Annotated in this window: 24 protein-coding genes; 17 read left to right on the top strand and 7 right to left on the bottom strand. The window is 65.0% G+C overall.

What is annotated here, in order from left to right; all coding sequences use genetic code 11:
- The 3 genes from ACSQ3P_RS31240 to ACSQ3P_RS31230 form a co-directional block, all read left to right on the top strand.
- Positions 1-398: DUF423 domain-containing protein (locus ACSQ3P_RS31240; RefSeq protein WP_436169297.1), on the top strand; the 398-nt coding region annotated here is incomplete at its 5' end.
- A 91-nt stretch (positions 399-489) separates the two neighbouring features.
- Positions 490-1,386, top strand: coding sequence for an acetylglutamate kinase (gene argB, locus ACSQ3P_RS31235; protein ID WP_436169296.1), 897 nt, complete (start codon positions 490-492; stop codon positions 1,384-1,386).
- 181 nt (positions 1,387-1,567) lie between these two features.
- The gene (locus tag ACSQ3P_RS31230) at positions 1,568-2,317 is read left to right on the top strand and encodes a pyrimidine 5'-nucleotidase (RefSeq protein ID WP_436169295.1); all 750 of its coding nucleotides are present in this window, start codon (positions 1,568-1,570) and stop codon (positions 2,315-2,317) included.
- Positions 2,318-2,325: 8 nt separating this feature from the next.
- On the opposite strand, the gene ACSQ3P_RS31225 is transcribed toward ACSQ3P_RS31230, so the two are convergent.
- Entirely contained in the window at positions 2,326-3,471 is a 1,146-nt protein-coding gene (locus ACSQ3P_RS31225) for an alpha-hydroxy acid oxidase (protein WP_436169294.1), read from the bottom strand.
- A 215-nt stretch (positions 3,472-3,686) separates the two neighbouring features.
- Between ACSQ3P_RS31225 and ACSQ3P_RS31220 the strand changes: the two genes are divergently transcribed.
- Positions 3,687-4,880, top strand: coding sequence for an O-succinylhomoserine sulfhydrylase (locus ACSQ3P_RS31220; RefSeq protein ID WP_436169293.1), 1,194 nt, complete (start codon positions 3,687-3,689; stop codon positions 4,878-4,880).
- 144 nt (positions 4,881-5,024) lie between these two features.
- Here the strand turns inward: ACSQ3P_RS31220 and hemA are convergent, their stop codons facing one another.
- The 3 genes from hemA to ACSQ3P_RS31205 all read right to left on the bottom strand — a co-directional run bounded on the left by hemA (position 5,025) and on the right by ACSQ3P_RS31205 (position 8,342).
- Positions 5,025-6,236: a 5-aminolevulinate synthase gene (gene hemA / locus ACSQ3P_RS31215; protein ID WP_436169292.1), complete on the bottom strand. Its 1,212-nt coding sequence runs from the start codon at positions 6,234-6,236 to the stop codon at positions 5,025-5,027.
- A gap of 89 nt (positions 6,237-6,325) precedes the next feature.
- Positions 6,326-7,585, bottom strand: a complete 1,260-nt coding sequence (locus ACSQ3P_RS31210; RefSeq protein WP_436169291.1) for an allantoate amidohydrolase — start codon at positions 7,583-7,585, stop codon at positions 6,326-6,328.
- Positions 7,586-7,595: 10 nt separating this feature from the next.
- Positions 7,596-8,342 carry an SDR family NAD(P)-dependent oxidoreductase gene (locus tag ACSQ3P_RS31205; RefSeq protein WP_436169290.1) on the bottom strand — a complete coding sequence of 249 codons (747 nt, stop codon included), beginning with the start codon at positions 8,340-8,342 and terminating at the stop codon, positions 7,596-7,598.
- A 719-nt stretch (positions 8,343-9,061) separates the two neighbouring features.
- Here ACSQ3P_RS31205 and ACSQ3P_RS31200 point away from each other — a divergent pair.
- The gene (locus tag ACSQ3P_RS31200) at positions 9,062-9,868 is read left to right on the top strand and encodes a WecB/TagA/CpsF family glycosyltransferase (protein ID WP_436169289.1); all 807 of its coding nucleotides are present in this window, start codon (positions 9,062-9,064) and stop codon (positions 9,866-9,868) included.
- A gap of 21 nt (positions 9,869-9,889) precedes the next feature.
- On the opposite strand, the gene ACSQ3P_RS31195 is transcribed toward ACSQ3P_RS31200, so the two are convergent.
- Positions 9,890-10,936: an AbrB family transcriptional regulator gene (locus ACSQ3P_RS31195; RefSeq protein WP_436169288.1), complete on the bottom strand. Its 1,047-nt coding sequence runs from the start codon at positions 10,934-10,936 to the stop codon at positions 9,890-9,892.
- A gap of 371 nt (positions 10,937-11,307) precedes the next feature.
- Here ACSQ3P_RS31195 and ACSQ3P_RS31190 point away from each other — a divergent pair, with 371 nt between their 5' ends.
- The 10 genes from ACSQ3P_RS31190 (at position 11,308) to ACSQ3P_RS31145 (ending at position 21,009) form a co-directional block, all read left to right on the top strand.
- Positions 11,308-12,402: a DMT family transporter gene (locus ACSQ3P_RS31190; protein WP_436169287.1), complete on the top strand. Its 1,095-nt coding sequence runs from the start codon at positions 11,308-11,310 to the stop codon at positions 12,400-12,402.
- A gap of 146 nt (positions 12,403-12,548) precedes the next feature.
- Positions 12,549-13,484 (top strand): acetamidase/formamidase family protein, encoded by a 936-nt coding sequence (locus ACSQ3P_RS31185; protein ID WP_436169286.1) that lies wholly within the window; start codon positions 12,549-12,551, stop codon positions 13,482-13,484.
- Between the two features lie 188 nt (positions 13,485-13,672).
- Positions 13,673-14,716, top strand: a complete 1,044-nt coding sequence (locus tag ACSQ3P_RS31180) for a GMP reductase (RefSeq protein ID WP_436169285.1) — start codon at positions 13,673-13,675, stop codon at positions 14,714-14,716.
- A gap of 135 nt (positions 14,717-14,851) precedes the next feature.
- Positions 14,852-15,865 carry a ribosome small subunit-dependent GTPase A gene (rsgA, locus tag ACSQ3P_RS31175; RefSeq protein ID WP_436169284.1) on the top strand — a complete coding sequence of 338 codons (1,014 nt, stop codon included), beginning with the start codon at positions 14,852-14,854 and terminating at the stop codon, positions 15,863-15,865.
- Positions 15,793-16,068, top strand: coding sequence for an IMP dehydrogenase (locus ACSQ3P_RS31170; RefSeq protein ID WP_436169308.1), 276 nt, complete (start codon positions 15,793-15,795; stop codon positions 16,066-16,068). Before rsgA ends, ACSQ3P_RS31170 begins: the two co-directional genes overlap by 73 nt.
- Positions 16,069-16,286: 218 nt before the next feature.
- Positions 16,287-16,772 (top strand): hypothetical protein, encoded by a 486-nt coding sequence (locus ACSQ3P_RS31165; RefSeq protein ID WP_436169283.1) that lies wholly within the window; start codon positions 16,287-16,289, stop codon positions 16,770-16,772.
- A gap of 157 nt (positions 16,773-16,929) precedes the next feature.
- On the top strand, positions 16,930-17,958 hold the full coding sequence (locus ACSQ3P_RS31160; protein WP_436169282.1) for an amino acid ABC transporter substrate-binding protein: 1,029 nt from the start codon (positions 16,930-16,932) through the stop codon (positions 17,956-17,958).
- Between the two features lie 171 nt (positions 17,959-18,129).
- The gene (locus ACSQ3P_RS31155) at positions 18,130-18,711 is read left to right on the top strand and encodes a YdcF family protein (protein ID WP_436169281.1); all 582 of its coding nucleotides are present in this window, start codon (positions 18,130-18,132) and stop codon (positions 18,709-18,711) included.
- Between the two features lie 88 nt (positions 18,712-18,799).
- Positions 18,800-19,963, top strand: coding sequence for an amino acid ABC transporter permease (locus ACSQ3P_RS31150; RefSeq protein WP_436169280.1), 1,164 nt, complete (start codon positions 18,800-18,802; stop codon positions 19,961-19,963).
- Complete coding sequence (locus tag ACSQ3P_RS31145) at positions 19,960-21,009, top strand: amino acid ABC transporter permease (RefSeq protein ID WP_436169279.1); 1,050 nt, start codon at positions 19,960-19,962, stop codon at positions 21,007-21,009. The genes ACSQ3P_RS31150 and ACSQ3P_RS31145 overlap by 4 nt, the downstream gene beginning before the upstream one ends.
- 93 nt (positions 21,010-21,102) lie before the next feature.
- Here ACSQ3P_RS31145 and katG read toward each other — a convergent pair whose 3' ends face one another.
- Entirely contained in the window at positions 21,103-23,280 is a 2,178-nt protein-coding gene (gene katG / locus ACSQ3P_RS31140; RefSeq protein WP_436169278.1) for a catalase/peroxidase HPI, read from the bottom strand.
- 192 nt (positions 23,281-23,472) lie between these two features.
- Here katG and ACSQ3P_RS31135 point away from each other — a divergent pair, with 192 nt between their 5' ends.
- Positions 23,473-24,378, top strand: a complete 906-nt coding sequence (locus ACSQ3P_RS31135) for a LysR substrate-binding domain-containing protein (RefSeq protein ID WP_436169277.1) — start codon at positions 23,473-23,475, stop codon at positions 24,376-24,378.
- Between the two features lie 146 nt (positions 24,379-24,524).
- Here the strand turns inward: ACSQ3P_RS31135 and ACSQ3P_RS31130 are convergent, their stop codons facing one another.
- Complete coding sequence (locus tag ACSQ3P_RS31130; RefSeq protein ID WP_436169307.1) at positions 24,525-25,079, bottom strand: GcrA family cell cycle regulator; 555 nt, start codon at positions 25,077-25,079, stop codon at positions 24,525-24,527.
- A 550-nt stretch (positions 25,080-25,629) separates the two neighbouring features.
- Here ACSQ3P_RS31130 and ACSQ3P_RS31125 point away from each other — a divergent pair.
- Positions 25,630-26,853: an aspartate aminotransferase family protein gene (locus tag ACSQ3P_RS31125; RefSeq protein WP_436169276.1), complete on the top strand. Its 1,224-nt coding sequence runs from the start codon at positions 25,630-25,632 to the stop codon at positions 26,851-26,853.
- Positions 26,854-26,874 lie beyond the last annotated feature (21 nt).

The following is a 26,874-nucleotide window of genomic DNA, read 5'->3' as shown; positions in this document are numbered from 1 at the left end:
TCAGGCCCGGGCATGACGTCGAGGCCAGCATGACCGCCACAAAGATCCATCTCACCCTCGCCGCCCTGATGGGCTTTGCCGGCGTCGCATTGCTGGCGGCGGCCGCGCATGTCACCGGCACGCAGAATGTTGGGACCGCTGGACAGATCCTGCTGTTCCACGCCCCTGCCGTGATCGGCGCGACCGCAGCTCGCAAGGCTGGTTTCCTGACCGATTTCGTGGCGCGCCTGGCGATCTCGGCGTTGATCCTGGGCGCGGCCCTGTTCGCGGCCGATTTGACGCGGCGGGGCTTTTTCAACGAGGCCCTGTTCCCGCGCGCTGCGCCGATTGGCGGCTGGTTGATGCTCGGTGGCTGGCTCGGGCTGGCTGTCGCCGCAGCACTCGCGCCACGCAACTGAGACCATCGAAAACCGGTTTCCACTTTCTCGCATGATGCTCTAGAAGGCGCACCGGCGCGGCTGTCTTGCGCGCGCTTGCGGAGCCTGTTCGATGATCAACCCCGCCCTTCTGACACCGTCGCAATCGGCCGACCTGCTGGTCGTAGCGCTGCCGCATATGCAGCGCTACGACCAAGAGGTCGTGGTGATCAAATATGGCGGAAACGCCATGGGCGACGCAGCGACGGCGGAGGATTTCGCCGAGGACATCGTGCTGCTGGAGCAGTCGGGCGTGAAGCCGGTGGTCTGCCATGGCGGCGGGCCGCAGATCGCGCGCATGCTGACCAAGCTCGGCATCAAGTCGGAATTCAAGCAGGGCCTGCGCGTCACCGACCAGGCGACGGTCGAGATCGTCGAGATGGTTCTGGCCGGTTCGGTCAACAAGGAGATCGTCGGCTACATCTCGCGCGAGGGCGGCAAGGCGATCGGGCTGTGCGGCAAGGACGGCAACATGGTCACCGCCCGCAAGGTGACACGGACCATCGTCGATCCGGATTCGAAGATCGAGGAAATCCTCGATCTCGGCTTCGTCGGCGAGCCCGACAAGGTCGACACCACGGTGCTCGACGCCGTGCTCAAGGCCGAACTCATCCCCGTGCTCGCACCGGTCTGCGCGGCGGCCGACGGCCAGACCTACAATGTCAACGCCGACACCTTCGCAGGCGCGATCGCGGGCGCTCTCAACGCCAAGCGCCTGCTGCTTTTGACCGATGTGCCCGGCGTCCTGAACAAGGACAAGGAGCTCATCCCGGAGCTGACGGTCGAGGAATGCCGTAGGTTGATCGCCGATGGCACGATCTCGGGCGGCATGATCCCGAAGATCGAGACCTGCATCTACGCGCTGGAGAAGGGCGTCGAGGCCGTCGTCATCCTCGACGGCAAGGTGCCGCATGCGGCGCTGATCGAGCTCTTCACCGACACCGGCTCGGGCACGATCATCCGGCGCTGAGCATTTTCCGTCATGGTCGGGCTTGTCCCGACCATCCAGGTCTTCATCAATCGAGAGCGGTGCTCGAGACGTGGATGCTCGCCACAAGGGCGAGCATGAAGGCGGTGGCCCACCCTTGCGACCTTAAACCTTAGCAGAGGACTTGCATGTCAGGTTGGGCGCTCCACATTTCCGAGTCCCCATGAACACGCACGCCTCACCTCCCGCCGCCATGCCGCCGCTGCCCGCGGAGGCCTTCGCGCATGTCGACCATTGGGTCTTCGACCTCGACAACACGCTATATTCGCATGAAGCGAAGGTCTGGCCGCAGGTCAACGAGCGGATCACGCTGTTCCTGCTCGAACTCTTCGGCCTCGACGGCCTGTCGTCGCATGCGCTGCGCCGCTACTATTACGAGCGCTACGGCACGACGCTGAAGGGGTTGATGGAGGAGCATGACGTCGATCCCGACGACTTCCTCGATTTCGCCCACCAGATCGACCTGACCCTGCTCGATCCCAACCCGGCGCTGGGGGATGCGATCGCGGCCCTGCCCGGGCGCAAGCTGATCTTGACCAACGGCTCGCGCGGCCATGCCGAGAACGTCGCCGGCAAGCTCGGCATCCTGCATCATTTCGAGGACATCTTCGATATCGTCCAGGCCGGCTTCCTGCCCAAGCCCGAGCGGGCGACCTATGAGAACTTCCTCGCCAAGCATGCGGTCGACCCCGGGCGGGCGGCGATGTTCGAGGATATCGAGAAGAACCTCATCGTTCCCAGCGCGCTGGGCATGAAGACCGTGCTGATCATTCCGCGCACGCCCGACCCCTTCCGCGAGGTCTGGGAGCAGGCTGCAATCGATGCCGGGCATGTGCACTATGTCACGGACGACCTGACCCGCTTCCTGGCGCCGCTGGGGCGAGAGGGCGGCACGGCAGGCCGAGGCGCCTGAATCCGGCTCTACCGGAAGCGCAGGTTCTCGCGCGACAGCTGGTCGATGCTGCTGCAGCCCATCAGCTTCATCCCGCGCTCGATTTCGGTGCGTATAGCACCAAGCGCGCGCTCGACGCCCGGCTGGCCGGCCGCGGCCAGTGGATAGAGATAATAGCGCCCGAGGCCGACGGCCTTGGCGCCCAGCGACAGCGCCTTCAGCACATGCGTGCCGCGCTGCACGCCTCCATCCATGATCACGTCGATCCGATCCCCGACCGCATCGACGATCTCGGCGAGCTGGTCGAAGGCCGCCCGCGAGCCGTCGAGCTGGCGGCCGCCATGGTTCGAGAGGACGATGCCGGTGCAGCCGATATCGACGGCCCTCCTGGCGTCGGCGACCGACATCACGCCTTTCAGACAGAACTGTCCCGACCAGAGCTTGACCATCTCCGCGACATCGTCCCAGCTCATCGTCGGGTCGAGCATTTCGGTGAAATAGCGGCTGATCGACATGGCGCCTCCGCCCATATCGACATGCTGATCGAGCTGCGGCAGCCTGAAGCGCTCATGCGTCAGATAGTTCAGGGCCCAGGCCGGCTTGAGCGCGAACTGCAGCATGCCGGCAAGCGTCAGCTTGAACGGAATCGAGAAGCCCGTGCGCAGGTCGCGCTCGCGGTTGCCGCCGGTGATGCTGTCGACGGTCAGCATCATCACCTCGACGCCGGCTTCCCTGGCGCGCTGCATCATGGCGCGGTTCAGGCCGCGATCCCTGTGGAAGTAGAACTGGTAGACCTGCGGCGTGTCGTGACGTTTGCGCAGCTCCTCGAGGCTGGTCGTCCCCAGGGAGGACACGCCGAACATGGTGCCGTATTTCGCGGCCGCCGCCGCGACGGCGCGCTCGCCCTCATGGTGGAACAGGCGTTGCAGCGCCGTCGGCGAGCAATAGACCGGCATTGCCAGTCTCTGGCCCATGACGGTGACCGACATATCGACTTGCCCGACGCCGCGCAGGACGTTGGGAACCAGATCGCAGCGTTCGAAGCTTTCGCTGTTTCGGCGATGGGTCACCTCGTCATCGGCTGCGCCGTCGATATAGTCGAAGATCGGCCCCGGTAGCCGTCGCTTCGCCATCGCCCGGAAATCATGGAAATTGTGGCAGTCGCCCAGGCGCATCGCTTGTGTCTCGAAGTCGGATTATCTGCTGAGGAGAGGTTCGGACCTTGGCCGAGATTCCCGGGCTTGGCCAGCCGGTAGCCTGCGCGGCCGGGCGAATGCCTCTGGAGAAAAATCGTTGCGACAACGGCTCTGCCGAGGCAGATCGTTCGTCTTTACGGACCAGTTTTGATCTGTTATCGCTTTCGTCCGTTATAACGAACAAGGCAGAGATCATGACCGGACAAGACAAGGGGGCGAGCCTGCACCCGGAAACGCGGCTGGTCCATGCCGGCACCCTGCGCTCGCAGTTCGGCGAGACCTCCGAGGCGCTGTTCCTGACGCAGGGCCATGTCTATGACAGCGCGGAGCAATGCGAGGCGCGCTTCCTGAACAAGGATCCGGGCTTCCAATATGCCCGCTTCTCCAACCCGACCGTGACCATGCTGGAGCAGCGCATGGCCGCGTTCGAGGGCGCCGAGGCCTGCCGCGCCACGGCGACCGGCATGGCTGCGGTCACCGCGGCGGTGATGGGGCTCGTGCGTGCCGGCGACCATGTCGTGGCGGCGCAGGCGCTGTTCGGCTCCTGCCGCTATGTCGTCGAGGAGCATCTGCCGCGTTACGGCGTCGCCTCGACGCTGGTGAACGGGCCCGACATCGAGGCCTGGCGCAAGGCGGTCAGGCCCAACACCAAGGTGTTCTTCCTCGAGAGCCCCTCCAATCCGACGCTGGAGGTGATCGACATCGCGGCGGTGGCCGCGATCGCCAAGGAAGTCGGCGCCAAGCTCATCGTCGACAACGTCTTCGCGACGCCGCTCTTCCAGCGGCCGCTGGAGCTGGGCGCGGACATCGTGGTCTATTCCGCCACCAAGCATATCGACGGCCAGGGACGCTGTCTCGGCGGGCTGCTGCTTGCCTCCGAAGAGCTCATCCAGACCGAGATCCAGACCTATCTGCGCCAGACCGGCCCGGCGATGTCGCCCTTCAACGCCTGGGTGATGCTGAAGGCGCTGGAGACCTTGCCGCTGCGCGTGCAGAGGCAGGCGCAGAGCGCGACCATCATCGCCGATTGGCTGGCAGGCCAGGAGAAGCTGTCCAAGGTCATTTTCCCCGGCCACAAGAACCATCCCCAGGCTGCGACCATCGCCAAGCAGATGAGCGGCCCCTCGACGCTGATCGCCTTCGAGGTCGCCAGCGGCAAGGACGCAGCCTTCCGCCTGCTCAACGCGATGAAGCTGATCCGCATCTCCAACAATCTCGGCGACGCCAAGAGCCTAATCGTCCACCCCGCCACGACGACGCATCAGCGCTTCACGCCCGAGGTGCGGGCGTCGATGGGCGTGACGGATGGGATGATCCGGCTCTCGATCGGGCTCGAACATCCCGACGACCTGATCGCGGATATCAAGCAGGCGCTGGCGACGGTCTGAAAACCGCGGTCATCCCGTGCGCGCTGCGGTGCGAAGTGCCGCGGCGCAGACACGGGACCGTTATCAGGAATAGGCGCCCTAACGTCCTACGATCCCGCATCTGCGCAGCAGCACTGTGTGCTGCGGCGCGCGCGGGATGACACCCTACGCCGCGCGCTTCAACCCGACCTGGCTCCAGATCGCCGTCAGCGCGCTGACGAGATGGTCGATATCGGCATCGGAATGCATCGGCGAGGGCGTGATGCGCAGGCGCTCCGTGCCGCGCGGCACGGTCGGATAATTGATCGGCTGGACATAGATGTCGAAGCGCTCGAGCAATTCGTCGCTGATCCGCTTGCACAGCACGGCGTCGCCCACCATCACCGGCACGATATGGCTGGAATTGGGCAGATGCGGGATGCCCACAGTATCGAGCCGGGCGCGGACGGCGGCGACGCGGTCCTGCTGGCCCTGACGCTCGGCCTGGCTGCGCTTGAGGTGGCGGATCGAGGCCAGCGCACCGGCAGCCAATGCCGGCGGCAACGAGGTCGAGAAGATGAAGCCGGAGGCGAAGCTGCGGATGAAGTCGCAGGTCGCAGCGGAAGCGGCGATATAGCCGCCCATGATGCCGAATCCCTTGGCAAGCGTGCCCTCGATCACGGTCAGGCGATGGCTCAAGCCCTCACGCTCGCTGACACCGCCGCCGCGCGGGCCGTAGAGCCCGACCGCATGGACCTCATCGATATAGGTCATGGCGCCGAACTCGTCGGCAATGTCGCAGAACGCTGCGATCGGCGCGATGTCGCCATCCATCGAATAGACCGACTCGAAGGCGATCAGCTTGGGTCGACCAGGGTCGATCGCCTTCAGCTTGCGGCGCAGATCCTCGGGATCGTTATGGGCAAAGACATGCTTCTCGGCGCGCGAATGGCGAATGCCCTCGATCATCGAGGCGTGGTTCAGCGCATCCGTCAGCACGACGCAGCCGGGCAGGCGGGAAGCGAGCGTCGAGAGCGAAGCCCAGTTCGACATATAGCCGGAGTTGAACAGCAGGGCTGATTCCTTGCCGTGCAGGTCGGCAAGCTCGCGCTCCAGCAGCACATGGTGATGGTTGGTGCCGGCGATGTTGCGGGTACCGCCGGCGCCGGCGCCGCAGCCATCGAGCGCGCCATGCATCGCGGCGAGCACATCGGGATGCTGGCCCATGCCGAGATAGTCGTTCGAGCACCAGACGGTGACGTCGCGCGGGCCCTTCGCGCCGTGATAGGTCGCGCGCGGAAAATGGCCGGCATGGCGTTCGAGATCGGCGAAGACCCGGTAGCGGCCTTCCCTGTGGAGCCCGTCGAGCTCCGCGCGGAAGAAGTTCTCGTAGTCCATCGGACGCCTCCTGACGGCCTACCTCCTACGCAAACCGGCGCAAGCGGGAAATGGCACGCGGTGTCGCGGGGGAATGCCCCGATCGCGCCTCAAGCCTCCCGGCGCGCGAGATCCAGCAGCGTCTCCAATAGCACGCGGATCGCGATACCGGCATCGGCTTCGGTCATATTCTCCAGCGGCGAATGGCTGATGCCCTTCTCGTTGCGGACGAACAGCATCGCAGCCGGGCAGAGTTTCGCCATCGTCATCGCATCGTGGCCGGCCCCCGATGGCAGCCGCCGCGCGCTCAGATTAGCGCCCGTGCGGGCAATGCCTGCCGCGAAAGCCTCCTGCAGGCCCTCATCCATCGGCACGGCCTCGGCCTTGGCGTAGGGCGTCAGCGCCATCGTCACGCCCCGGCGCGCCGCGATCTCGGCGAAGCGGGCGCGGATATCGGCCTCCACCAAGGCAAGCGTCTCGTTCGAGGGGCTGCGGAAATCGATCGTGAACTCGACGGCTCCGGGCACGACATTGGTGGCGCCGGGCTCGGGCCGCAGCGCGCCCACCGTGCCGACCGCCTGATCATGGGCCGCCGCGATCGCCTCCAGCGCCAGCACCATCTCGGCGCTGGCGGCAAGCGCATCCTTGCGCAGGCTCATCGGCACCGTGCCGGCATGGCCGGCCTCGCCGGTGACGCGGATGCGCGCGCGACTCTGCGCGTTGATCGCGGTGACGATGCCGACTGCCTCGTTCTGCGCCTCGAGCACCGGGCCCTGCTCGATATGGACTTCGAGATAGGCCTTCACCGAGCCGGGCTTGCGAGCCAGCCTGGCGATGCCCGCGGGATCGCCGCCGAAGGCGACGAGCGCGTCGGCGAGCCGCGTTCCATCGGAATCGCGCGCCTCGAGCGAGGCCGGATCATGATCGCCGGCGAGCGCGGAGGAGGTCGAGAGATGGGTCGGGAAGCGGACATTCTCCTCATCGCCGAAGGCCACGACCTCCAGCGCGAAGGGCAGGACGATGCCCGCATCCCGCAAGGCCTGCGCCGCCAGGACGCCGGCGACGACGCCGAGATTGCCGTCGAAGCGCCCGCCATCCCTAACCGTGTCGATATGCGAGCCGATCATCACCGCTGGCAGGCCGGGCGTCGCGCCCTCGCGCCGGCCCTGCACGGAGCCGGCGGCGTCGATGAAGGCGGTCAGTCCGGCCACCTCCATGGCGCCCTTGGTCCACTCGGCAGCCTGCCTGTGCGCCGGCGAGAGATAAAGCCGCGTCAGCTTGCCCGGCTCGTCGGTGAAACGGTTGAGGCCTTGAAGCGCAGCGAAGGCGCGCGCGCCGAGCACGGCGGCGGAGGGAAGCATCTGAGTCATGGCACCAAGCTTAGTAAGTCGCCCGGCCGCCCGAAAGGTCGAAAACGCCGCCGGTGGTGAAGCTGTTCTCTGCCGAGGCGAGGAAGGCGACCATGGCGGCGACTTCATCGGGCAGCAGGAAGCGCCCGCGCGGGATCTTGGCGAGCATGTAGCCGATATGCTCCTCGCTCATCTGGTCGAAGATGCGGGTGCGGGCGGCGGCCGGGGTGATGCAGTTCACCGCGATGTCCTGCGTCGCCAATTCCTTGCCGAGCGACTTCGTCAGCGCGATCACCGCCGCCTTCGAGGCGGAGTAGGCCGAGGCGTTGGGATTGCCTTCCTTGCCGGCGATCGAGGCGACCAGGACAAGGCGGCCGTAATTGCGCTTGATCATCCCCGGGATCACCGCTTGGCAGCAATGCAACGTGCCGTCGACATTGAGGCGCATGACCCGCGCCCATTCCTCCAGCGGGTATTCCCAGGTCTTGAGGTTGGGGCCGGCGATGCCGGCGCTGGTGACGAGGATGTCGACGCTGCCATGCCTGGCCTCGAGCGCCTCGCTCGCCGCCTTCACGGCCGCCGCATCCGTCACGTCGATGGCGAGGCCTGTCGCCTCGCTGCCGATCTCGGTCGCGGCCTTGTGCGCGAGATCGCCATCGAGATCCCAGATCGCGACCTTGGCACCGCTGGCGGCGAAACGCTCGGCGACGGCGCGGCCGATGCCCTGGGCTCCGCCGGTGACGATGGCGACGCGGTTCTTTAAATCGATTTGATTCATCTTCGGCCCCTGGCTCGGTGGTGCCGCAACCTAGAGCAGGATGCGAAAAAGTGGGAACCGGTTTTTCGCATTGATCCTGCTCTCACTTTTAGATGAGAGACGGATTCAGATGTCAGATGGGATCACTTCGTGAGCCCATCTGACATCATCCTGCTCTCGTGCATGATCGCCACGGCTGTGAACCCGCCCCAGCGTTAAGGACCCGCGCGCAGGGGGCGCGGGTTCGGCCGCAACACGGATGGCGGCCGCAACAGATGCGTTTTCGAGCGAAGTGGAGACCGGTTCGCGTGAAGGAAACGCGGTAAAACAAAAAACAGGAGCTGTTGAACGATCCAATGGAAATGGAAATGGCTCGAGAGGAGCGAGTTGGGCACGCGTCGCCGCCTGGGCCGCCTTCACTTGGGTCGCGTTAAGATATGATACCAATCGACAGATTTCGGTAACCATACCAGCAATCACTGGACGATTACGCCGTCGTGTCAAAATGAAGCACACAACTCGGAAGGGTTATGTTTTTCTAACGCCTAGTTGCAATCGTAGGAGTAACGTAGCGACAACGTGCCGGATCGAAACAGGCCTTCGATTTAGAGCGCTTTTCGATTAACCCGGCCGCTACAATTGCAGGAAGAAGCCGTTCACCCTTCCGCTGGGTTCAACTTGACCCATAGCCCCTATCGGCCATGACGTAAGCTCCAATTCCATCGAGCAAGCGTGAACCCGTGGTCGCCGCCCTATCCCTCAATCTTGCGACCCAAGCGGACGCTCCGGCCAAGCCGGGCTTCGCCACGCGTGATATTGGCGGCATCGGGATCGCGGTGCTGACGCGCCCCGCCGCGCTTGCGGAAGTCGATGACGCGATCGCCAACCAGCGGCATCTCAAGCTCGCCTTCTGCAACGCCAATCTCGTCAACCTGGCGGCGCATGACCAGGTGCTGCGCCGCGATCTTGCTGGCTTCCTGGTCCTCGCCGACGGGATCGGCGTCGATCTCGGCGGCTGGCTGCTGCATGGCGCCGGCTTCCCGGCCAATCTCAACGGCACGGACTTCATCCCCGGCCTGCTCGCGACGGGAAAACGGCGTCTGCGCGTCGCCCTGCTCGGCGGGCGCCCCGGAATCGCCGCCCGCGCCTCAGTGCGCCTGTCCCTGCAATATCCCGAGCATCGCTTCAGCGTGCTCAGCCATGGCTATTTCGCCCCCGAGGAAGAGCCTGCGCTGCTGGCGAAACTGGAGGCCACGCCGCCGGATCTGCTTCTGGTCGCCTTTGGCAATCCACGGCAGGAACGCTGGATCTCGCAGAGGCTGGGACCACAACATTGTTTGGTCGCGGCCGGCGTCGGCGCCCTGTTCGATTTCCTGGCCGGCGAGGTTCCGCGCGCGCCCGAGGCGTTCCGCCAATTGAGGCTGGAATGGCTCTTTCGCCTCTGGCTGGAACCCAGCCGGCTCTGGCGCCGTTACGTGTTCGGCAATCCTGTCTTTGTTCTGCGCATGCTGCGCACCCGGTTGTTCGAGCGTCGACCCACGCGGTGAAACCGCGCCAATCTCCATTCGCTACTCGCCGTTCGTCATTCGCTCATCAGCCGTTTTGCGTTGTCCGATGATGACGCCGAAGAGCGGGCCGGCGCAGACCATCACCAGGAAGACGCGGATGATGTGGTGAGCTGCCACGAAGGCGACCTCGGTGTGCAGCGCCAGCGCGATCAGGCTCATCTCGGCGAGGCCGCCCGGCGAATAGGCCAGGATCAACGGCACATGGCCGTGGACCGAGACCAGCGCGACCAGCCAGGCGAAGCTCAGGGTCAGCGCCAGCAGGAGCACCGTCGAGCCGACCGAGAGCACGAGCACGCGCAGGATGATGCGCGGCGGCGTGCCGACGAAACGGCAGCCGATGGTGACGCCGAGCACGAGCTGCGCGCCATTGACGATCTCGAAAGGCGGAACCGCGTTGCTCAGCCCCGCCAGATGCACCGCAGCGCTGACCAGCATCGGCCCGAGCAGGAATTTCGCCGGCAATCTCAGCCAGTGCCCGACGACGATGCCGGCCAGCCCGCAGGCCAGCAAGCTGGCCTCGGCGAGAAGCGGTGTCTGCTGGAATGACGGCCCGGCAACCCGCGTGCCGCCGAGCGGAACGCCGCCGATCCACTGCACGATGAAGGGCAGCGTCATCACCACCAGCAGGATGCGGGCGGAGTGGATCAGCGCGATGATGCGGGCGTCGCCGCCCTTCTCCTCGCCGACCGTGACCATCTCGACCAGGCCGCCCGGCATGCCGGCGAAGAAGGCGGTGACCGGGTCGAACCCCGCGAATTTGCGGAAATAGCCGACGCAGGCGAAACCGCAGGCGCACATGAACAGGACAAGGCCGGCAATGGTCGGCAGCCAGTTGGGGATCTGGCCGATCACCTCCGGCTTGAAGCCGGCGCCGAGCATGACGCCGATCACCATCGTCATCGGCGGGCGGATCACCGGCGGCGCGGCGACGGGCAGGCGCAGCAGGGCCGCGATCGTGCAGACCACCATCGAGCCCAGCATCCAGGGCAGCGGCAACCGCCCCTGTACGAAGAGCCAGCCGCCGACACCGCCAAGGACCAACGCCAACGCAAAACGCCGATAAGGGAAGCGCCCCGGCGCGAGTGCGCGAAGGCCCCCCGACAGACTCGACAGCAGATCCCTCATACGTCCGACTTGAACCCCGGCAAAAACTTGAACCCCAGCAAGACTTGAACCCCGGCAAGCGTGATGCAGGCACAGGCCCATGGAAGATGGAGGCCTCCTACACGCCTTTGCATGGGCGCAACAGACCGGGGCCGGAATGCCGCCCTTGCCGCCGGTACGCATCGGTCGGCTCGCCCTACACAACCCAGGCATGTGTCCGGGCCTCTGGCGGAAGATGCCCGTTTCATCAATGGTTTCGCATCGGGGATGGAAACGAGCCGCGCGCTAAAAATGCGCGGCCGATGGTTCGGGCGATGAGCGAAGAGCGACTAACCGGGCGGCAGGGCCGTTCGGATTTCGATGACGACGCCGTAGACGCCTCGTTCCGTCCTTTGCATGCCGACGAGCCGCCGCCTCCGGAGGCAGCTGCGCCCATCGTCCTCAGCTCGATATCCGAAATCGCTGCGCCCGCGCCGCGCGGCTGGATCGTCCGGCTGCGACACGGCCTCGCCCGCCGCTGGCTCACTGCGAGCCCCAATCTGCGCGGCTCGGTCTACATGCTGTCGTCGCTCCTGGTTTACGCCGTCATGGTCGGCGCGATGAAGCATGTCGGGGCCGCGATCCCGCTGATCGAGATCCTGATGATCCGCCAGATCATCATGAGCCTCGTCATCGTCGCGATCGCGGGCTCGGCGCTGCCGATGCTGATGCGAACGACCCGCCCCGGACTTCAGATCACGCGCGGCCTCATCACGCTCGCCTCGATGCTGTGCGGCTTCTCGGCGGTCATCCACATTCCGCTGGCGCAAGCGACCGCGATCGGCTTCAGCCAGGTCTTCTTCGTCACCATCGCCGCCGTGCTCGTGCTGAAGGAAAAGGTGGATTCGCGGCGCTGGATCGCCACCATCATCGGTTTCGCCGGCGTGATGATCATGCTCGATCCTGCCGCGAGCGGGCTCAACATCTATGCCTTGGCCTCTGTCGCTGGCGCGCTGTTTGGCGCGGGCGTCACCGTCAGCGTGCGCATGCTGGCGGCGACCGAGCGCACCGAGACCATCCTGCTCTATCAGGGCGTCGTGCTGATGGCGGTGCTGGCCGTGCCGTGCTGGTGGTTCTGGACGCAGCCGAGCCCGGAGCAATGGTTCTGGCTCGTCGTGCTCAGCCTGTTCGGCACCGCGGGACAATGGCTGCTCACGCGGGCCTATCAGGTCGGCGAGGCGGCCGCGCTCGCGCCGCTCGACTTCACCCGGCTGATCCTGTCCTGCTTCACCGGCTTCGTATTCTTCGCCGAAATCCCGGCATTGACCACCGGGATCGGCGCCGCCATCGTCATCGGCGCGACGCTCTACACCATCCGCAAGAATGCAAGAGCAGGATGCGAAAAAGTGGGAACCGGTTTTTTGCGTTGATCCTGCTCTCACTCTTGGATGAGAGACGGATTCAGATTTCATATGGGATCACTCCGTGATTCCATATGAAATCATCCGGCTCTCGGCCGGCGCTCGCTCCCAGGCCCGGGCCCTTGATCTGAAACCTCCCCTTGGAAAGGCCGCCCGTGACCCATCATCTGCTCGAGGCCGGCCTTTCGACCTGCCATTGGGGCTTCTTCGACGCCGCGCTCAAGCCTGTGCTGACGATCGCGAGCGGCGACAGCGTGACGATCCGCACCGTCACCGGCCCGCCCGAGGCGCAGCCGAAATCCGGTTTCCATGTGCTGCCCGAAATCCACGAGATCCATGCCAAGGCCGACCGCTCGGTGCCCGGCCATATCCTGACCGGCCCGGTCGCGGTCAAGGGCGCCAGGCCCGGCCAGGTGCTGGAGGTGCGCATCCGCGAGGTGAAGCTGCGCACCGACTGGGGCTACACCATGATCAAGCCGCTCGCCGGCACGCTGCCCGATGAGTTCGACACGCATAAATTGATCCATATCGGGCTCGATGCGAAAACCAATCTGGCGCATCTGCCCTGGGGGATGGAGCTGCCGCTCGCCCCCTTCTTCGGCGTGATGGGCACGGCGCCCCCGGCGCATTGGGGTCGGTTGACCTCGCTCATACCGCGCGCCTTCGGCGGCAATCTCGACAATAAGGAGCTGGTCGCGGGTTCGACGCTCTATCTGCCCGTTTTCGTCGAGGGCGGGCTGTTCTCCTGCGGCGACGGTCATGGTGCGCAGGGCGATGGCGAGGTCTGCGTTACCGCGATCGAGACCGCGCTCGAAGGCACCTTCGAGTTCATCCTACGCGAGGATCTGTCCTTCACGACGCCCCGGGCGGAGACGCCGACCCACCACATCACCATGGGCATCGATCCCGACCTGAACATCTGCGCCCAGAAGGCTTTGCGCGAGATGATCGCGCTGATCGTCGGGCGCACAAAGCTCGCGCGCGAGGAGGCCTATATGCTGTGCAGCCTCGCCGCCGATCTGCGCGTGACCCAGACGGTCAACGGCTCCAAGGGTGTGCATTGCATGCTGGCCAAGAGCTTGGTGGCGTGAGCCGGCTCGTCATTGCGAGCGTGAGCCGAAGCAATCCAAGGGGATGTCGAGCGCTACGGCTCTGGATTGCTTCGTCGCTGCGCTCCTCGCAATGACGGGGTCGGCGGATTGCCTCTCGCGGCCTCGAGCAGCTATGAATCGATGCACGCGATCTCTGCGTGCGCCGTCGCCCCTTTTTCGGAGCCCCCATGCGCATCGAGAACGATCCAAAACTCGACTTCCGCGACGTGCTGATCAGGCCCAAGCGCTCGACGCTGGGCAGCCGCGCCCATGTCGACGTCAACCGAACCCTCCGTTTCGCCCATACCGGCACCGAATGGAGCGGCTTTCCATTGATCGCGGCGAATATGGACGTGGTCGGCACCATGGCGATGGCCCGCGCCCTGCTGAAGCATGGCGCCATGGTCGCCCTGCACAAGCACTACGGCGCCGACGAGCTGATCGCTTTCTTCAAGGAGCCCGAATCCGCCAACGCCTTCTATTCGCTGGGCACCACCGCGAGCGACCATGACAAGCTCAAGGCCGTCCATGCGAAGGCGCCGATCAGCAAGATCTGCCTCGATGTCGCCAATGGCTATACCGAGAAATTCGTCGACACGGTCAAGGCGACGCGCGCCGCCTTTCCCGATGCCGCGATCATGGCCGGCAATGTCGTCACCGGCGACATGACGGAAGCGCTGATCCTGGCCGGCGCCGACATCGTCAAGGTCGGCATCGGGCCGGGCTCGGTCTGCACCACGCGCAAGATGACCGGCGTCGGCTATCCGCAGCTCTCGGCCATCATCGAATGCGCCGATGCGGCGCATGGGCTCAAAGGTCTGGTCTGCGGCGATGGCGGCTGCACCGTGCCGGGCGACCTCGCCAAGGCCTATGGCGCCGGCGCCGATTTCGTCATGCTGGGCGGCATGCTCGCCGGCCATGACGAATGCGAGGGCGAGATCCGCTATGAGGAGCGCGATGGCGGACGTGTCGCCGTCGGCATGACCTTCTACGGTATGTCCTCGGACACGGCGATGAAGCGCTATGCCGGCGGTGTCGCCACCTATCGCGCCTCCGAGGGCAAGACCGTCGAAGTGCCTTATCGCGGCCCGGTTGAAGGCACGATGTCGGAATTGATGGGCGGGGTGCGCTCGGCGATGACCTATATCGGCGCGGTCAGGCTGAAGGAAATGCCCAAGCGCACCACCTTCATCATGGTCGGCAGCCAGTTGAACACGGTGTTTGGAGGGTGAGGGTGCGGCCTGGACGCGATCCGCTCGATCGGCGTCGCGGACTACGCTCACTTTCCGTCTTCCAGGCTTGCAAGCCGGCCTAAACCCCGCTCTATCGTCGCCCATGACGAGGACGCCGAACGGTGGGGCGATACTGTGACGCAAGGCGACACTGCCTCCACACCACTGTCACTTGCGGCGCTGGGCTGGACGGATTTCTTTGCAGATCAATGCGAACCGGATGACGCCTGCCTCCGGCCTGCGCGCATCGACACTGTGCACCGCGCCCGCATGAGCGCAATCACGCAGGATGGGCCGATCAGGCTCAAGCTGCCGGTCCATACCAATACGGGCGACTTCACGGTGGGTGACTGGGTTCTGGTGGAGCCCGGCACGCATCTGCTACGGCGCCGGCTGGAGCGCGCGACGGTGTTGGCGCGGCGCACCGAGGGCAGCACGATGCCGCAGCTTGCCGGGGCCAATATCGACACGCTGTTCATCGTCACCTCCTGCAATGCGGATTTCAACGTCGCGCGCCTGGAGCGCTATCTTGCGCTGGCCAATGAGAGCGGAGCCGATCCCGTCATCCTGTTGACCAAGGCCGATCTCGTGCCGGACGTGCAGCCCTATCTCGACCAGGCCGCCGCCCTGCAACGCGGGCTGGCTGTTGCAACCGTCAATCCGCGCAGCCCTCACGCGGCGGCTGCGCTCGCGCCCTGGTGTGGCGAGGGCCGCACCCTCGCGCTGGTCGGTTCGTCCGGCGTCGGCAAATCGACGCTTGTGAACGCGCTTGCCGGCATCATCGAGGGCGAACCGCAGCAGACCGGCGACATCCGCGCCCACGACGCTAAGGGGCGCCACACCACGACGTCGCGCTCGCTGCATGCGATTGCCGGCGGTGGCTGGGTGATCGACACGCCGGGCATGCGCACGCTCCATGTCAGCGATGCGGCGTCCGGTCTCGAAACGCTGTTCGCCGAGATCACGGAACTAAGCCCGCTCTGCCGCTTCCGCGACTGCACCCATGAGCACGAACCCGGCTGCGCGGTTCAGGAGGCAGTCGCCAAGGGCGTGATCGACCCTGAGCGTCTGGCACGCTGGCGCAAGCTCGGCCTGGAGAACAGGGCAAAGACGCCGCAGGTGAAGGGGCCAAGGGGGAAGCGGCGGTAGGCGGCGTCGCCAAATACCGCGCCTCCGAGGGCAAGACGGTCGAGGTGCCCTATCGCGGCCTGGTCGAAGGCACGATGTCGGAATTGATCGGCGGGGTACGCTCGGCGATGACCTATATCGGCGCGGTCAGGCTGAAGGAAATGCCCAAGCGCACCACCTTCATCATGGTCGGCAGCCAACTGAACACGGTGTTCGGGGGCTGATGGGCAGGCCCGGCGCGGCCTGGCTGGAGGAGCCGCTCCCGATCTATGTCGGACGTTGGGAACCTCGGCTTTCCGGCATGGGTTACGTCGCCTGGCGTCAAAATTGAGCTGTCGGGGATGCGGCCCGGGTCATCGCATTGAGACATAACCTGCGAGACGCAGCGGCAACGATATTCGCTGAAGACCCATGGCGATTCTGCCCATTGACGAGTGTGACCATGATCGACGACCCATTCGAGCTGCCGCACGGCGACGATTTTGACCCAGACTCTCCTGCGGCAGCCATGGCCCGACTACGGGATCGGTTGAGAGACATCCATCCGCAGGCCGCAGAGATCATCACTGCGCATGCGGCCCTGGAACTGGAAGTGGATCAAGTGCTGAAGCGGTTCCTCCTCCGGCCCGACAGGCTGCCTCGGCTCGGTCTGGAGCACCAGTTGGGCATCCTTCGCGCGCTTCTGGATGACGAATGGCTCGACTTTGTGCTGGACGCTATCAGCGCCTATGGCGCGGTCCGCAACTCCATCGCCCATGGCGATAGCCCAAGTACGATCACCAAAGTGATTGGCCGGCTCGGCGACAGAATGCATAAAATCGGAATGCCACTAGCACCTGATACCAACCTGGGCTCATTGGCCATGGGCTTGGCCGCCGCCCTGCACGTGGGCGCGGAGAGCCAAGACGGCTTTCAGCCCAAGCCTTGAGAACCTACACGCCAAAGCAGGCCCTCACTGAGGCTTTGCCAAAGTCCGCTAATCACCCGCAGCAGTCGCCGCCCCCGCTACCACTCTCGCCCCGTCTGTTGCATAGTCGCGTCTTCAACGCAGAAAGCCGCTCACGGCTTCGGGGAGAGCGACGATCATGAAGACGACAATTCTAGCCGCGGCACTGCTGGCCGCAGGGGCTTCGTTTGCCAATGCCCAGCAACTCGCTCCGAGCCCGACGCTCGATGCGATCAAGGCGCGCGGCAATATCGAATGCGGCGTGCATCTCGGCCTGCCCGGCTTCTCCTTCGCTAATGACAAGGGCGAATGGACCGGCCTCGATGTCGATTATTGCAAGGCGCTGGCGGCCGCCGTGCTCGGCGACGCGACCAAGGTCAAGTTCACCCCGACCTCGGTGCAGCAGCGCTGGCCGATCCTGCAATCGGGCCAGGTCGACCTGCTCTCGCGCAACTCGACCATCACCTTCTCGCGCAATGCGACGCTCGGCCTCAACTTCCAGGGCATCAATTTCTACGAGGGCCAGACCTTCATCGTCCGCAAGAAGGCCAACGCCAAGACGGCGGCCGATCTCGACGGCGCCTCGGTCTGCGTCGCCGCCGGCTCGACCGAGGAGAAGAACGCGGCCGACTGGTTCCGCGAGCGCAATCTCAAGGTCACCATCACCAATTTCCAGAAGAATGACGACGCCATCACCGCCTATGATTCCGGCCGCTGCGACGCCTATACCGCCGGCGTCGGCGCGCTCGCCGGCCAGCGCGTCAAGCTCAAGGTGCCCGACGACCATGTCATCCTGACCCAGCCGATCTCGAATGATCCGCAGGGGCCGGTGACGCGCTGGGGCGACGAGCGCTGGCAGTTGATCGTGCGCTGGGTGCTGAACGGCACCATCGCCGCCGAGGCGCTCGGCATCACCTCCGCCAATGTCGACGAGATGAAGGCCAACTCCAAGAACACCGAAGTCCGCCGCCTGCTCGGCGCGGAAGGCGGCTTCGGCGCGATGCTCGGGCTGCCCGACGACTGGGTGTACAAGGTCATCAAGCAGGTCGGGAATTATGGCGAGAGCTTCGAGCGCACCGTCGGCATGGGTTCGACGCTGAAGCTGGAGCGCGGCCAGAACCAGCTCTGGACCAAGGGCGGCCTGCTCTTCACGCCGCCGTTCCAGTGAGAGCTGAGCTGCTTCCGCTGTGACGCCTCGATAGAACGACGCCGTCATCCCGGACAAGCGGCATCGGGGATCCACGCCAGAGTGCCAAGCACCACAGCGGTGCTTGGCACTCGACATTCAACTGAATGGCGCGTTTCGGGCCGAAACCTTTCGTGATTTGGATATTTGGGGATGATCAGCCGAATACCGAATTCCGATGAAATCGCACGGATCGACAGTGAGCATCTCCTAACCACGGAGCTCAAACCAGCCGACCTCTTGTTCGTATTCGGAACGCGCGATGGCGTGAAAGAGCGCATCGATGCCGCCTATCATCTCTGGCGTGATGGATATTGCCGCTGGCTCATTGTCAGCGGCGGCCTTACGCCAGGCTCCGACATGACTGAGTGTCACATCATCAAGGCGGGGCTTGTGTCGCTCGGGGTACCCGCTGGTTCGATCCTTGAGGAGCACAAGGCGACGAACACCGGCGAGAACGTCATATTCTCATTGCCGATCATCGACGCGCATCTTGGCCTCGACACGATCCGCACTGTGATTTGCCTTGGTAACCTCTGGACTTCGCGCCGGTATCCGATGACGCTTCATCGCCACTGGCCGGAGCCCGAGAAAATGCTCGTTGTCGTAAATCACTACGAAACGCCCAATGCGCTCTGGCATACCAACCCGGAACTTTGTGCGCGCGTGCTCGGTGAATGGGATAAGATACAGCCTTACATGGCTAACGGGTTTATTGCCGAATGGCCGCAATAGAATGCCGCTTTAATAAGTCTGAATCTCGAAATTAGCGGATTTTCCGACGTTCTACAAAATTGTTATTAGAGATCAGGATATAGATTTCTTGACCAAAGCCCTCGCCCTCATCAACGACAAGCGCGTGCGCGACTGGATCTACCAACTCGCGCTCGTCGCCGGACTTGTCGTCCTGACCATCTATTTCGTGCGCAACGCCTCGCAGAACATGGTCAAGGCCGGCATCGCCTCGGGCTTCGATTTCCTCTGGCGCACCTCGGGCATCGACGTTCCCTTCGTGCTGACGAGCTACACCCAGGCCGACAATATCCTTAGCTTGTTCTGGGCCGGCGTCGCCAACACCATGCTGGTGACGGTGATCGCGATCGTGCTGGCGACGCTGCTCGGCTTCGTGCTCGGCATCGCAAGGCTGTCCTCGCATTGGCTGCTCTCGACGCTGGCTGGGGCCTATATCGAGTTCGTCCGCAACATCCCGCTGCTGTTCTTCGTGCTGTTCTGGTATTTCGGCGTGATCGCGGCCCTGCCGGCGCCGCGCGACAGCCTGAGCGTCTTCGGTATCGCCTTCCTCAACAATCGCGGGCTGACGATCCCGCTGCCGGATGCGCCCGCGAATTTCCGCTGGGCTGTGGCTGCGATCCTGCTGGCCTGGCTGGCGCAGTGGCTGGTCGCGTTCTGGGCGCGCAGGCGCAAGGAACGTACCGGCCGTGACGCGCCCGTACTCGCCATCGGCGCCGTGCTGGTCGTCCTGGTCCCGATCCTCGCCATAACCTGGGCCAGCCTCGCGACACGCTGGGACATCCCCATCCTGCGCGGCTTCAACTATCGCGGCGGCTTCGTGGTGATCCCGGAATTCGTCGCGCTGCTGGCCGCGCTGGTGACCTATACGGCGGGCTTCATCGCCGAGATCGTGCGCGGCGGTATCCAGGCCGTGCCGCATGGCCAGACCGAAGCCGCCTCGGCGCTCGGCCTGCGACGCGGGCAGATCCTGCGCTTCGTCACCATCCCCCAGGCGCTGCGGGTGATGATGCCGCCGATGACGAACCAGTATCTCAACGTGCTGAAGAACTCGTCCTTCGGCGCGGCGATCGCCTATCCCGACGTGGTCAGCCTGTTCATGGGCTCGGCGCTGAACAACACCGGCCAGGCGATCGAGATCATCGCCATGACGCTGGCGGTCTATCTCGTCATCGGGCTCGCCGTCTCCGCCCTGATGAACTGGTACAATGCCAGGATCGCGCTGGTGACGCGATGAGTGAAGCCACCCTCCCGCTCTGGCGCAAGCGCCTGTTCGGCACGCCCGCGACGGCCGTCGGCACGCTCGTCATCGCGTTCTGCATCGCCTGGATCGCGGTGCCCTTCCTGCGCTGGGCCTTGATCGACGCGAATTGGTCGGGCACCTCGCGCAACGACTGCACGGCCGGAGGCGCCTGCTGGGTCTTCATCCGCGCCCGTTTCGGCCAGTTCATGTACGGGCTCTATCCCGTCGATCAGCGCTGGCGCGTCGATCTGACCGGCATCCTGTTCCTGCTCTCGGTCGTGGCCATCGTATTCGCGCCGAAGCGCCTGCAATTGCGGCTGGGCCTGTTCTCTCTCGTCATCCTGCCGCCGCTCGGCATCTGGCTCCTGGCCGGCGGCTTCGGCCTCAGGCCGGTCGAGACGCGCGAATGGGGCGGGCTGATGCTGACCCTGTTCATCTCGGTCTATTCCAGCCTGATCGCGATCCCGCTCGGCATTTTGTTCGCGCTCGGGCGGCAATCCGAGCTTAAGGTCATCCGCCTCGTCAGCATTCTGTTCATCGAATTCTGGCGCGGCGTGCCGATCATCGCGGTGATCTTCCTCGCCTCGCTCCTGCTGCCATTGATCCTGCCCAGCGGCGTCGGCATCGACAGGCTGGCGCGCGCCGTGATTGGGCTCGGTCTCGTCATCGCGGCCTATATGGCGGAAGCCGTGCGCGGCGGCCTACAGGCGCTGCCCTCGGGCCAGCGCGAGGCGGCGACCGCGCTCGGCCTGACCTATTGGAAGGCGACCGGGCTGATCATCCTGCCGCAGGCGCTGCGCATCTCGCTGCCGGCGATGACGAACGAGTTCATCGCGCTGGTGAAGAACACCACGCTGGTGCTGGTGGTCTCGATCCTCGATCTGCTCGGCATCGCCCAGGCCTCGCTCGCCGATCCGAACTGGGTCGGCATGAACATGGAGGCCTATTTCTTCTCCGGCGGGATCTACTGGCTGATCTGCTACGGCCTGTCGCGCTGGAGCCGGGCGCTGGAACGTCGCGGCCGCCAGAGGCAGCGCTGATAATCCACATGGCCGCCCTTGCTGGCGTTCATGCGGGAAACGGAGCTTCAGCGGCCGCCAGGGGCGGCCGCTGAAGGTATTTTTCCGCATGGATCAGACCAGGTCGAAGCGATCGAGGTTCGTCACCTTGGTCCAGGCCGCGACGAAGTCCTTCACGAACTTCTCCTGCGCATCCGAGCTGGCATAGACCTCGGCCAAAGCGCGCAGCACCGAGTTCGAACCGAAGACGAGATCGACGCGTGTGCCGGTCCATTTCACGGCGCCGCTCTTGCGGTCGGTGCCCTCGAACACGTCCTTGGCCTCGGAGACCGCCTTCCACTGCGTCCCCATGTCGAGCAGGTTGACGAAGAAGTCGTTGGTCAGCGCGCCCGGCCGGTCGGTCAGGATGCCGTGGCCGGAGCCGTCGGCATTGATGTTGATCGCGCGCAGGCCGCCGATCAGCACGGTCAGTTCGGGCGCGGTCAGGGTCAGCAACTGCGCCTTGTCGATCAGGGCCGCCTCGGCGGGGACCTTAAGCGCCGCCTTCTGGTAGTTGCGGAAGCCGTCAGCGGCCGGCTCCATGACCTCGAAGGAATGGATGTCGGTCTGCGCCTGCGAGGCGTCGGTGCGGCCGGGCGTAAACGGCACGGTCACATCATGGCCCGCGGCCTTCGCCGCCTGCTCGACGCCGGCATTGCCGGCGAGCACGATCAGATCGGCGAGCGAAATCTTCTTGCCGCCGCTCGCTGCCCTGTTGAAGGCGATCTGGATGTCCTCGAGCGCCCTGAGCACCTTGGCGAGCTGCTGGGGCTGGTTGACCTCCCAGTCCTTCTGGGGAGCCAGGCGCAGGCGCGCGCCATTGGCGCCGCCGCGCTTGTCGCCGCCACGGAAGGTCGAGGCCGAGGCCCAGGCCGTGCCGACGAGTTCCGACACGGTCAGGCCCGAGGCCGCGACCTGGGCCTTGAGCGCGGCGACATCCGCGTCATTGACCAGGGGATGATCGACGGCCGGCACCGGATCCTGCCAGATCAGCTCTTCCCGCGGCACTTCCGGCCCGAGATAGCGCGAGCGCGGGCCGAGATCGCGATGGGTCAGCTTGAACCAGGCGCGGGCGAAGGCCTCGGCGAAGGCCTGCGGATTGTTCAGGAAGCGGCGCGAGATCTTCTCATAGGCCGGGTCGAAGCGCAGCGACAGGTCGGTCGTCAGCATGGTCGGCTTGTGCTTCTTCGACGGATCATGGGCGTCGGGGATGACGGCCTCGGCGTCCTTGGCCTCCCACTGGATCGCGCCGGCGGGGCTGCGCGTCTGCACCCATTCGAATTTAAACAGGTTCTCGAAGAAGTGGTTGCTCCACTGCGCCGGCGTCTGCGTCCAGGTGACCTCGAGACCGCTGCCGATGGCGTCCGCGCCATGGCCGGTACCGTAATTGCTGGCCCAGCCGAGGCCCTGCGCCTCCAGATCGGCGGCTTCGGGATCCGGCCCCTTATGGGACTCGGCCGAAGCGCCATGGGTCTTGCCGAAGGTGTGGCCGCCGCCGATCAGCGCGACGGTCTCCTCGTCGTCCATCGCCATGCGGGCGAAGGTCTCGCGGATGAAATGGGCGGCCGAGATCGGATCGCCATTGGCGCCCGGGCCTTCCGGATTGACATAGATCAGGCCCATTTCGGTGGCGCTGAGCGGGGCAGCGAATGTGTCGAGGGGACGATGGGTCAGCCAGGCGGTCTCTGCCCCCCAGTTGACGTCCTGATCGGGCTCCCAGCTATCGGGACGGCCGGCGGCGAAGCCGAAGGTGCGGAAGCCCATGGTCTCCAAGGCGACGTTGCCGGTGAGGATCAGCAGGTCGGCCCAGGAAATCCTCTGGCCGTATTTCTGCTTGATCGGCCAGAGCAGGCGGCGCGACTTGTCGATGTTGACGTTGTCCGGCCAGCTGTTGAGCGGGGCGAAGCGCTGCTGGCCGCGACCGCCGCCGCCACGGCCGTCGCTCAGGCGGTAGGTGCCGGCGGCGTGCCAGGACATGCGGATGAACTGGGGGCCGTAATGACCGAAATCGGCAGGCCACCAGTCCTGCGAGTCGGTCATCAGCTTGCGCAGGTCGGTCTTCAGCTCCTCATAGTCGAGCTTGCCGAATTCCTGGCGGTAGTCGAAGGCCTGGTCCAGCGGGTCGGATTTCGACGAGTGCTGGTTCAGCAGATCGACGCGCAGCTGATTGGGCCACCAGTCGCGGCTCTGGGTGCCGCTGGTCCCGTGAGCGACCGGGCATTTTCCCGCGCCCGCTTCAGTCTTCGCATTCATGCTTCTCTCCAGTTCACGTTACGCCGGTTGCGCGGTTCTCTCGACAAGCCGATCGATGCCAGGCATGCGATCCGATGTCGTGGCCTGTTAGACGAGTTGGGTCGGACGCGCGGAACGCCGCTGAGAGCGTCTTAGCAAAGGAGTTTCATTATATTAATTCCGATTTTCTGATTGTAGCGATAAGCTAGGATTATGACGAACCTGACACTGAAGCAGCTGCGCTATTTCGAGGCGCTGACACGCCATGGTCATTTCGGACGCGCGGCGGAGAGCTGCGCCATCTCTCAGCCGGCCCTCTCGATGCAGATCAAGGCCTTCGAGGAAGAGCTCGGCGCCGAGCTCTTCGAGAGAGACAGGCGCCAGCTGCGATTGACGAGCTTCGGCGAAGAGATCGCCCTGCGCAGCAAGGACATCCTGCGTTCGCTCGAGGAGCTGGAAGATTATGCGCGCAGCTCTCGCGGCGGGCTGGTCACGAGGCTGCGCATCGGCGTGATACCGACGGTCGCGCCCTATCTGCTGCCGAGCCTGATAGGCGAGCTGAACCGTCTCTATGACGGCCTTGACCTGCATGTGCGCGAAACGCTGACGCCGAAGCTGGTTCAGGAACTGAATGAAGGTCGGCTCGACATGGCGATTGTCGCCTTGCCGGTGTCGGAGCCTTCATTGACCGAAACCACCCTCTTCACGGAAAGCTTCGTCCTCGTCCGGCCGCGCGAGGACGAGGGCAAACCCGCTCCAAATCCCGAGGATCTCCGCGAAATGCGCTTGCTGCTGCTGGAAGAAGGGCACTGCTTTCGCGAGCAGGCCCTCTCGTTCTGCAACAAGAACCCGCGTGCGGTGCAGTCGCGCGATCTGCTGGATGCAAGCTCACTGTCGACACTGGTGCAGATGGTCGATGCGGGTCTGGGGGTCACCTTGCTGCCGGAAATGGCGGTAGCGGTCGAGACGCGCTCGGCTTCGGTATCCGTCACACGCTTCAAGCCACCCCAGCCATCGCGCACGATCGGCATGGTCTGGCGCAAGACCAGCCCGCTATCCAAGCAGTTTTCGCAGATTTCCGAAGCTGTGCGCCTGTCGGCCGGGGCGGCTCGCTCATAGAGCCCGCAAACGCGGAAACGCGCCGTCATCCCGAGCAAGCCGCGTTAGCGGGCAGATCCGGGATGACGGCGCGTTTCCGAGCATAAGCGGCATGGTCTAGAGGCGCTCAGCCGAAGAAGCCGAGCGCCTGAATTGCTGTCGAGCCCTCAGCCCCGCCCGGCCATCTTGCTGCGATCGCGCCTGCGATCCGCCGCCGGCTGGTAGGCGATGCGCGAGTGGTAGGTGCAGTAAGGCATGCCGGTCTGCGAACGGCCGCCGCAGAAGCGGAATTCCGGGGTCGTCGGATCGCCCATCGGCCAGCGGCACATATATTCGCGCAGGTCCATGATGGTGACGCGTTCGGAGAACGGCACCACCACATCCTCGGAGAGGACCGTCTCCTGCTGGGCTTCAGCATCCGCCTCGGCGGCGTATTGCGGAGCCAGCGCGTTGTTGCCGCGCGTCATGCCGGCGTGAGCGCCGCCCATCGGATGGCTCGGCGAGCGGGTCGGCGCCTTGCGCGGCGTGCTGGCGCGCGGCGTGCTCGCCGCGGCGGGGTTCTTGGCCCGGCCGGACAGGCCGAGACGGTGGACTTTTCCGATCACGGCATTGCGCGTGACGCTGCCGAGCTCACCCGCGATCTGGCTGGCGCTCAGGCCGTCGCTCCAGAGCTTCTTGAGAAGCTCGACGCGTTCTTCCGTCCATGCTCCGGCTTCGTTCATCGGCTTCACCTATCGTCTCCGCCCAGTCCCTTGCGGGTCCAGGCTGGGGTGGCTCATGACGGAATCCATGACCGGCAGCGTCCGTTGCTCAACGGAAGCTGTTACACCCGGAACTGACGGTACAGGGGACGCCGCACGAGATGTCGTATCTGACTGACGAGATCATACAAGATGGCGGGACTCGGCGACAAGAGTCCGCGAATCGGAAAACGGCTTTTCCCCAGGCCATTCGTGAATGTCTCGTCAAGTGAATCCATTCGGCAACGCTGACGTTGCGGCATGAATCCATTTGCGGCGCAATTGACAGGGCCTGACCGCTTTTGCATAGTCAGCCTTGTCGAGCCGCCCTTTTGGGCGGCGCTTATGTTTTTGACGGATCAGGGTCCTCCTGCGATGCGGATGACGGCGCGACGAGAGATCGGGAACTGGCTGCGACGATAACGTCGCCGTCGGGTCGCATGATGCTGGCAAGATGCCGGCTCGCGCCCAGATTGTCGTTCAAGCTCAGCGCCCTTCCGTTCTCATCCGCCCCGTCGCGAGGACCGTCTCCATGTCATCCGCCGTTCCTGTTTCCACTGCCCCGTCCGTATTGTTGCCGACCTATGCCCGCGCGCCTGTCGCCTTCGAGCGTGGCGAAGGCGCCTGGGCGATCACCAGCGACGGCACGCGCTATCTCGATTTCGGCGCCGGCATCGCCGTCAATTCGCTCGGCCACGCCCATCCGCATCTGGTCAAGGCCCTGACCGAGCAGGCGGGCAAGATCTGGCACACCTCCAACCTCTACACGATGCCCGATGGCGAGAAGCTGGCGCGCCGGCTCTGCGAGGCGACCTTCGCGGAGCGCGTCTTCTTCACCAATTCAGGCGCCGAGGCGAATGAGTGCGCCATCAAGATGGCGCGGAAGTATCATGCCGCGAAGGGCCATCCCGAGCGCTATCGCATCATCACCTTCGAGGGCGCCTTCCATGGCCGGACGCTGGCGACCATCGCCGCCGGCGGCCAGCAGAAATACATCGACGGTTTCGGCCCCAAGGTCGACGGCTTCGACCAGGTGCCGTTCGACGACGAGGCCGCGCTGAAGGCCGCGATTACGCCCGAGACCGCAGCCCTGATGATCGAGCCGATCCAGGGCGAGGGCGGCCTGCGTTCGGTGCCGCCGCGCATGTTGCGGCAGCTGCGCGAGCTCTGCGACGAGCACGGGCTGATGCTGATCTTCGACGAGATCCAGACCGGTGTCGGCCGCACCGGCAAGTTCTTCTCCTATGAGCATGCCGGCGTTGCGCCTGACATCATGTCGATCGCCAAGGGCATCGGCGGCGGCTTCCCGATGGGCGCGTGCCTGGCGACCGAAGAGGCGGCCTCGGGCATGACGCTCGGCACGCATGGCACCACTTTTGGCGGCAACCCGCTCGCCATGGCGGTCGGCAACGCCGTGCTCGATGTCATTCTCGGCGATGGCTTCATCGAAAAGGTTGCGCAGACCAGCCTGCGGCTGCGCCAGTCGCTGGCCCAGCTCAAGGACCAGCATCCCGACGTGATCGAGGAGATTCGCGGGGAGGGGCTGATGCTCGGGCTGAAGCTCATTACGCCGAATACCGATTTCGTCGCGGAGGCGCGGGCCGCCGGCCTGCTCGTCGTCGCCGCCGGCGACAATGTCGTGCGCCTGCTGCCGCCCTTGATCATCGGCGATGCCGAGGTCTCCGAGGCGGTCTCGCGGCTCGACCAGGCGGCGCGCGGCGTTGAGGCCACGCTGAAGCGCCCCGCCGCCGAATAAGCCCCGCTCTTTCCATGACCC

Source organism: Allobosea sp. LjRoot9, from assembly GCF_964252745.1.
In the GTDB taxonomy this organism is placed as follows: Bacteria; Pseudomonadota; Alphaproteobacteria; order Rhizobiales; family Beijerinckiaceae; genus Allobosea.
The sequence above is the reverse complement of the archived record's forward strand: the minus strand, read 5'-3'. Positions and strand labels throughout refer to the sequence as shown.

Excerpts from the sequence above, each read along its gene's own strand:
- argB (WP_436169296.1), top strand. The coding sequence starts at position 490 with ATGATCAACCCCGCCCTTCTGACACCGTCGCAATCGGCCGACCTGCTG.
- ACSQ3P_RS31230 (WP_436169295.1), top strand. The coding sequence starts at position 1,568 with ATGAACACGCACGCCTCACCTCCCGCCGCCATGCCGCCGCTGCCCGCG.
- ACSQ3P_RS31225 (WP_436169294.1), bottom strand. The coding sequence starts at position 3,471 with ATGCGCCTGGGCGACTGCCACAATTTCCATGATTTCCGGGCGATGGCG.
- ACSQ3P_RS31220 (WP_436169293.1), top strand. The coding sequence starts at position 3,687 with ATGACCGGACAAGACAAGGGGGCGAGCCTGCACCCGGAAACGCGGCTG.
- hemA (WP_436169292.1), bottom strand. The coding sequence starts at position 6,236 with ATGGACTACGAGAACTTCTTCCGCGCGGAGCTCGACGGGCTCCACAGG.
- ACSQ3P_RS31210 (WP_436169291.1), bottom strand. The coding sequence starts at position 7,585 with ATGACTCAGATGCTTCCCTCCGCCGCCGTGCTCGGCGCGCGCGCCTTC.
- ACSQ3P_RS31205 (WP_436169290.1), bottom strand. The coding sequence starts at position 8,342 with ATGAATCAAATCGATTTAAAGAACCGCGTCGCCATCGTCACCGGCGGA.
- ACSQ3P_RS31190 (WP_436169287.1), top strand. The coding sequence starts at position 11,308 with ATGAGCGAAGAGCGACTAACCGGGCGGCAGGGCCGTTCGGATTTCGAT.
- ACSQ3P_RS31180 (WP_436169285.1), top strand. The coding sequence starts at position 13,673 with ATGCGCATCGAGAACGATCCAAAACTCGACTTCCGCGACGTGCTGATC.
- ACSQ3P_RS31165 (WP_436169283.1), top strand. The coding sequence starts at position 16,287 with ATGATCGACGACCCATTCGAGCTGCCGCACGGCGACGATTTTGACCCA.
- ACSQ3P_RS31160 (WP_436169282.1), top strand. The coding sequence starts at position 16,930 with ATGAAGACGACAATTCTAGCCGCGGCACTGCTGGCCGCAGGGGCTTCG.
- ACSQ3P_RS31155 (WP_436169281.1), top strand. The coding sequence starts at position 18,130 with ATGATCAGCCGAATACCGAATTCCGATGAAATCGCACGGATCGACAGT.
- ACSQ3P_RS31145 (WP_436169279.1), top strand. The coding sequence starts at position 19,960 with ATGAGTGAAGCCACCCTCCCGCTCTGGCGCAAGCGCCTGTTCGGCACG.
- katG (WP_436169278.1), bottom strand. The coding sequence starts at position 23,280 with ATGAATGCGAAGACTGAAGCGGGCGCGGGAAAATGCCCGGTCGCTCAC.
- ACSQ3P_RS31135 (WP_436169277.1), top strand. The coding sequence starts at position 23,473 with ATGACGAACCTGACACTGAAGCAGCTGCGCTATTTCGAGGCGCTGACA.
- ACSQ3P_RS31130 (WP_436169307.1), bottom strand. The coding sequence starts at position 25,079 with ATGAACGAAGCCGGAGCATGGACGGAAGAACGCGTCGAGCTTCTCAAG.
- ACSQ3P_RS31125 (WP_436169276.1), top strand. The coding sequence starts at position 25,630 with ATGTCATCCGCCGTTCCTGTTTCCACTGCCCCGTCCGTATTGTTGCCG.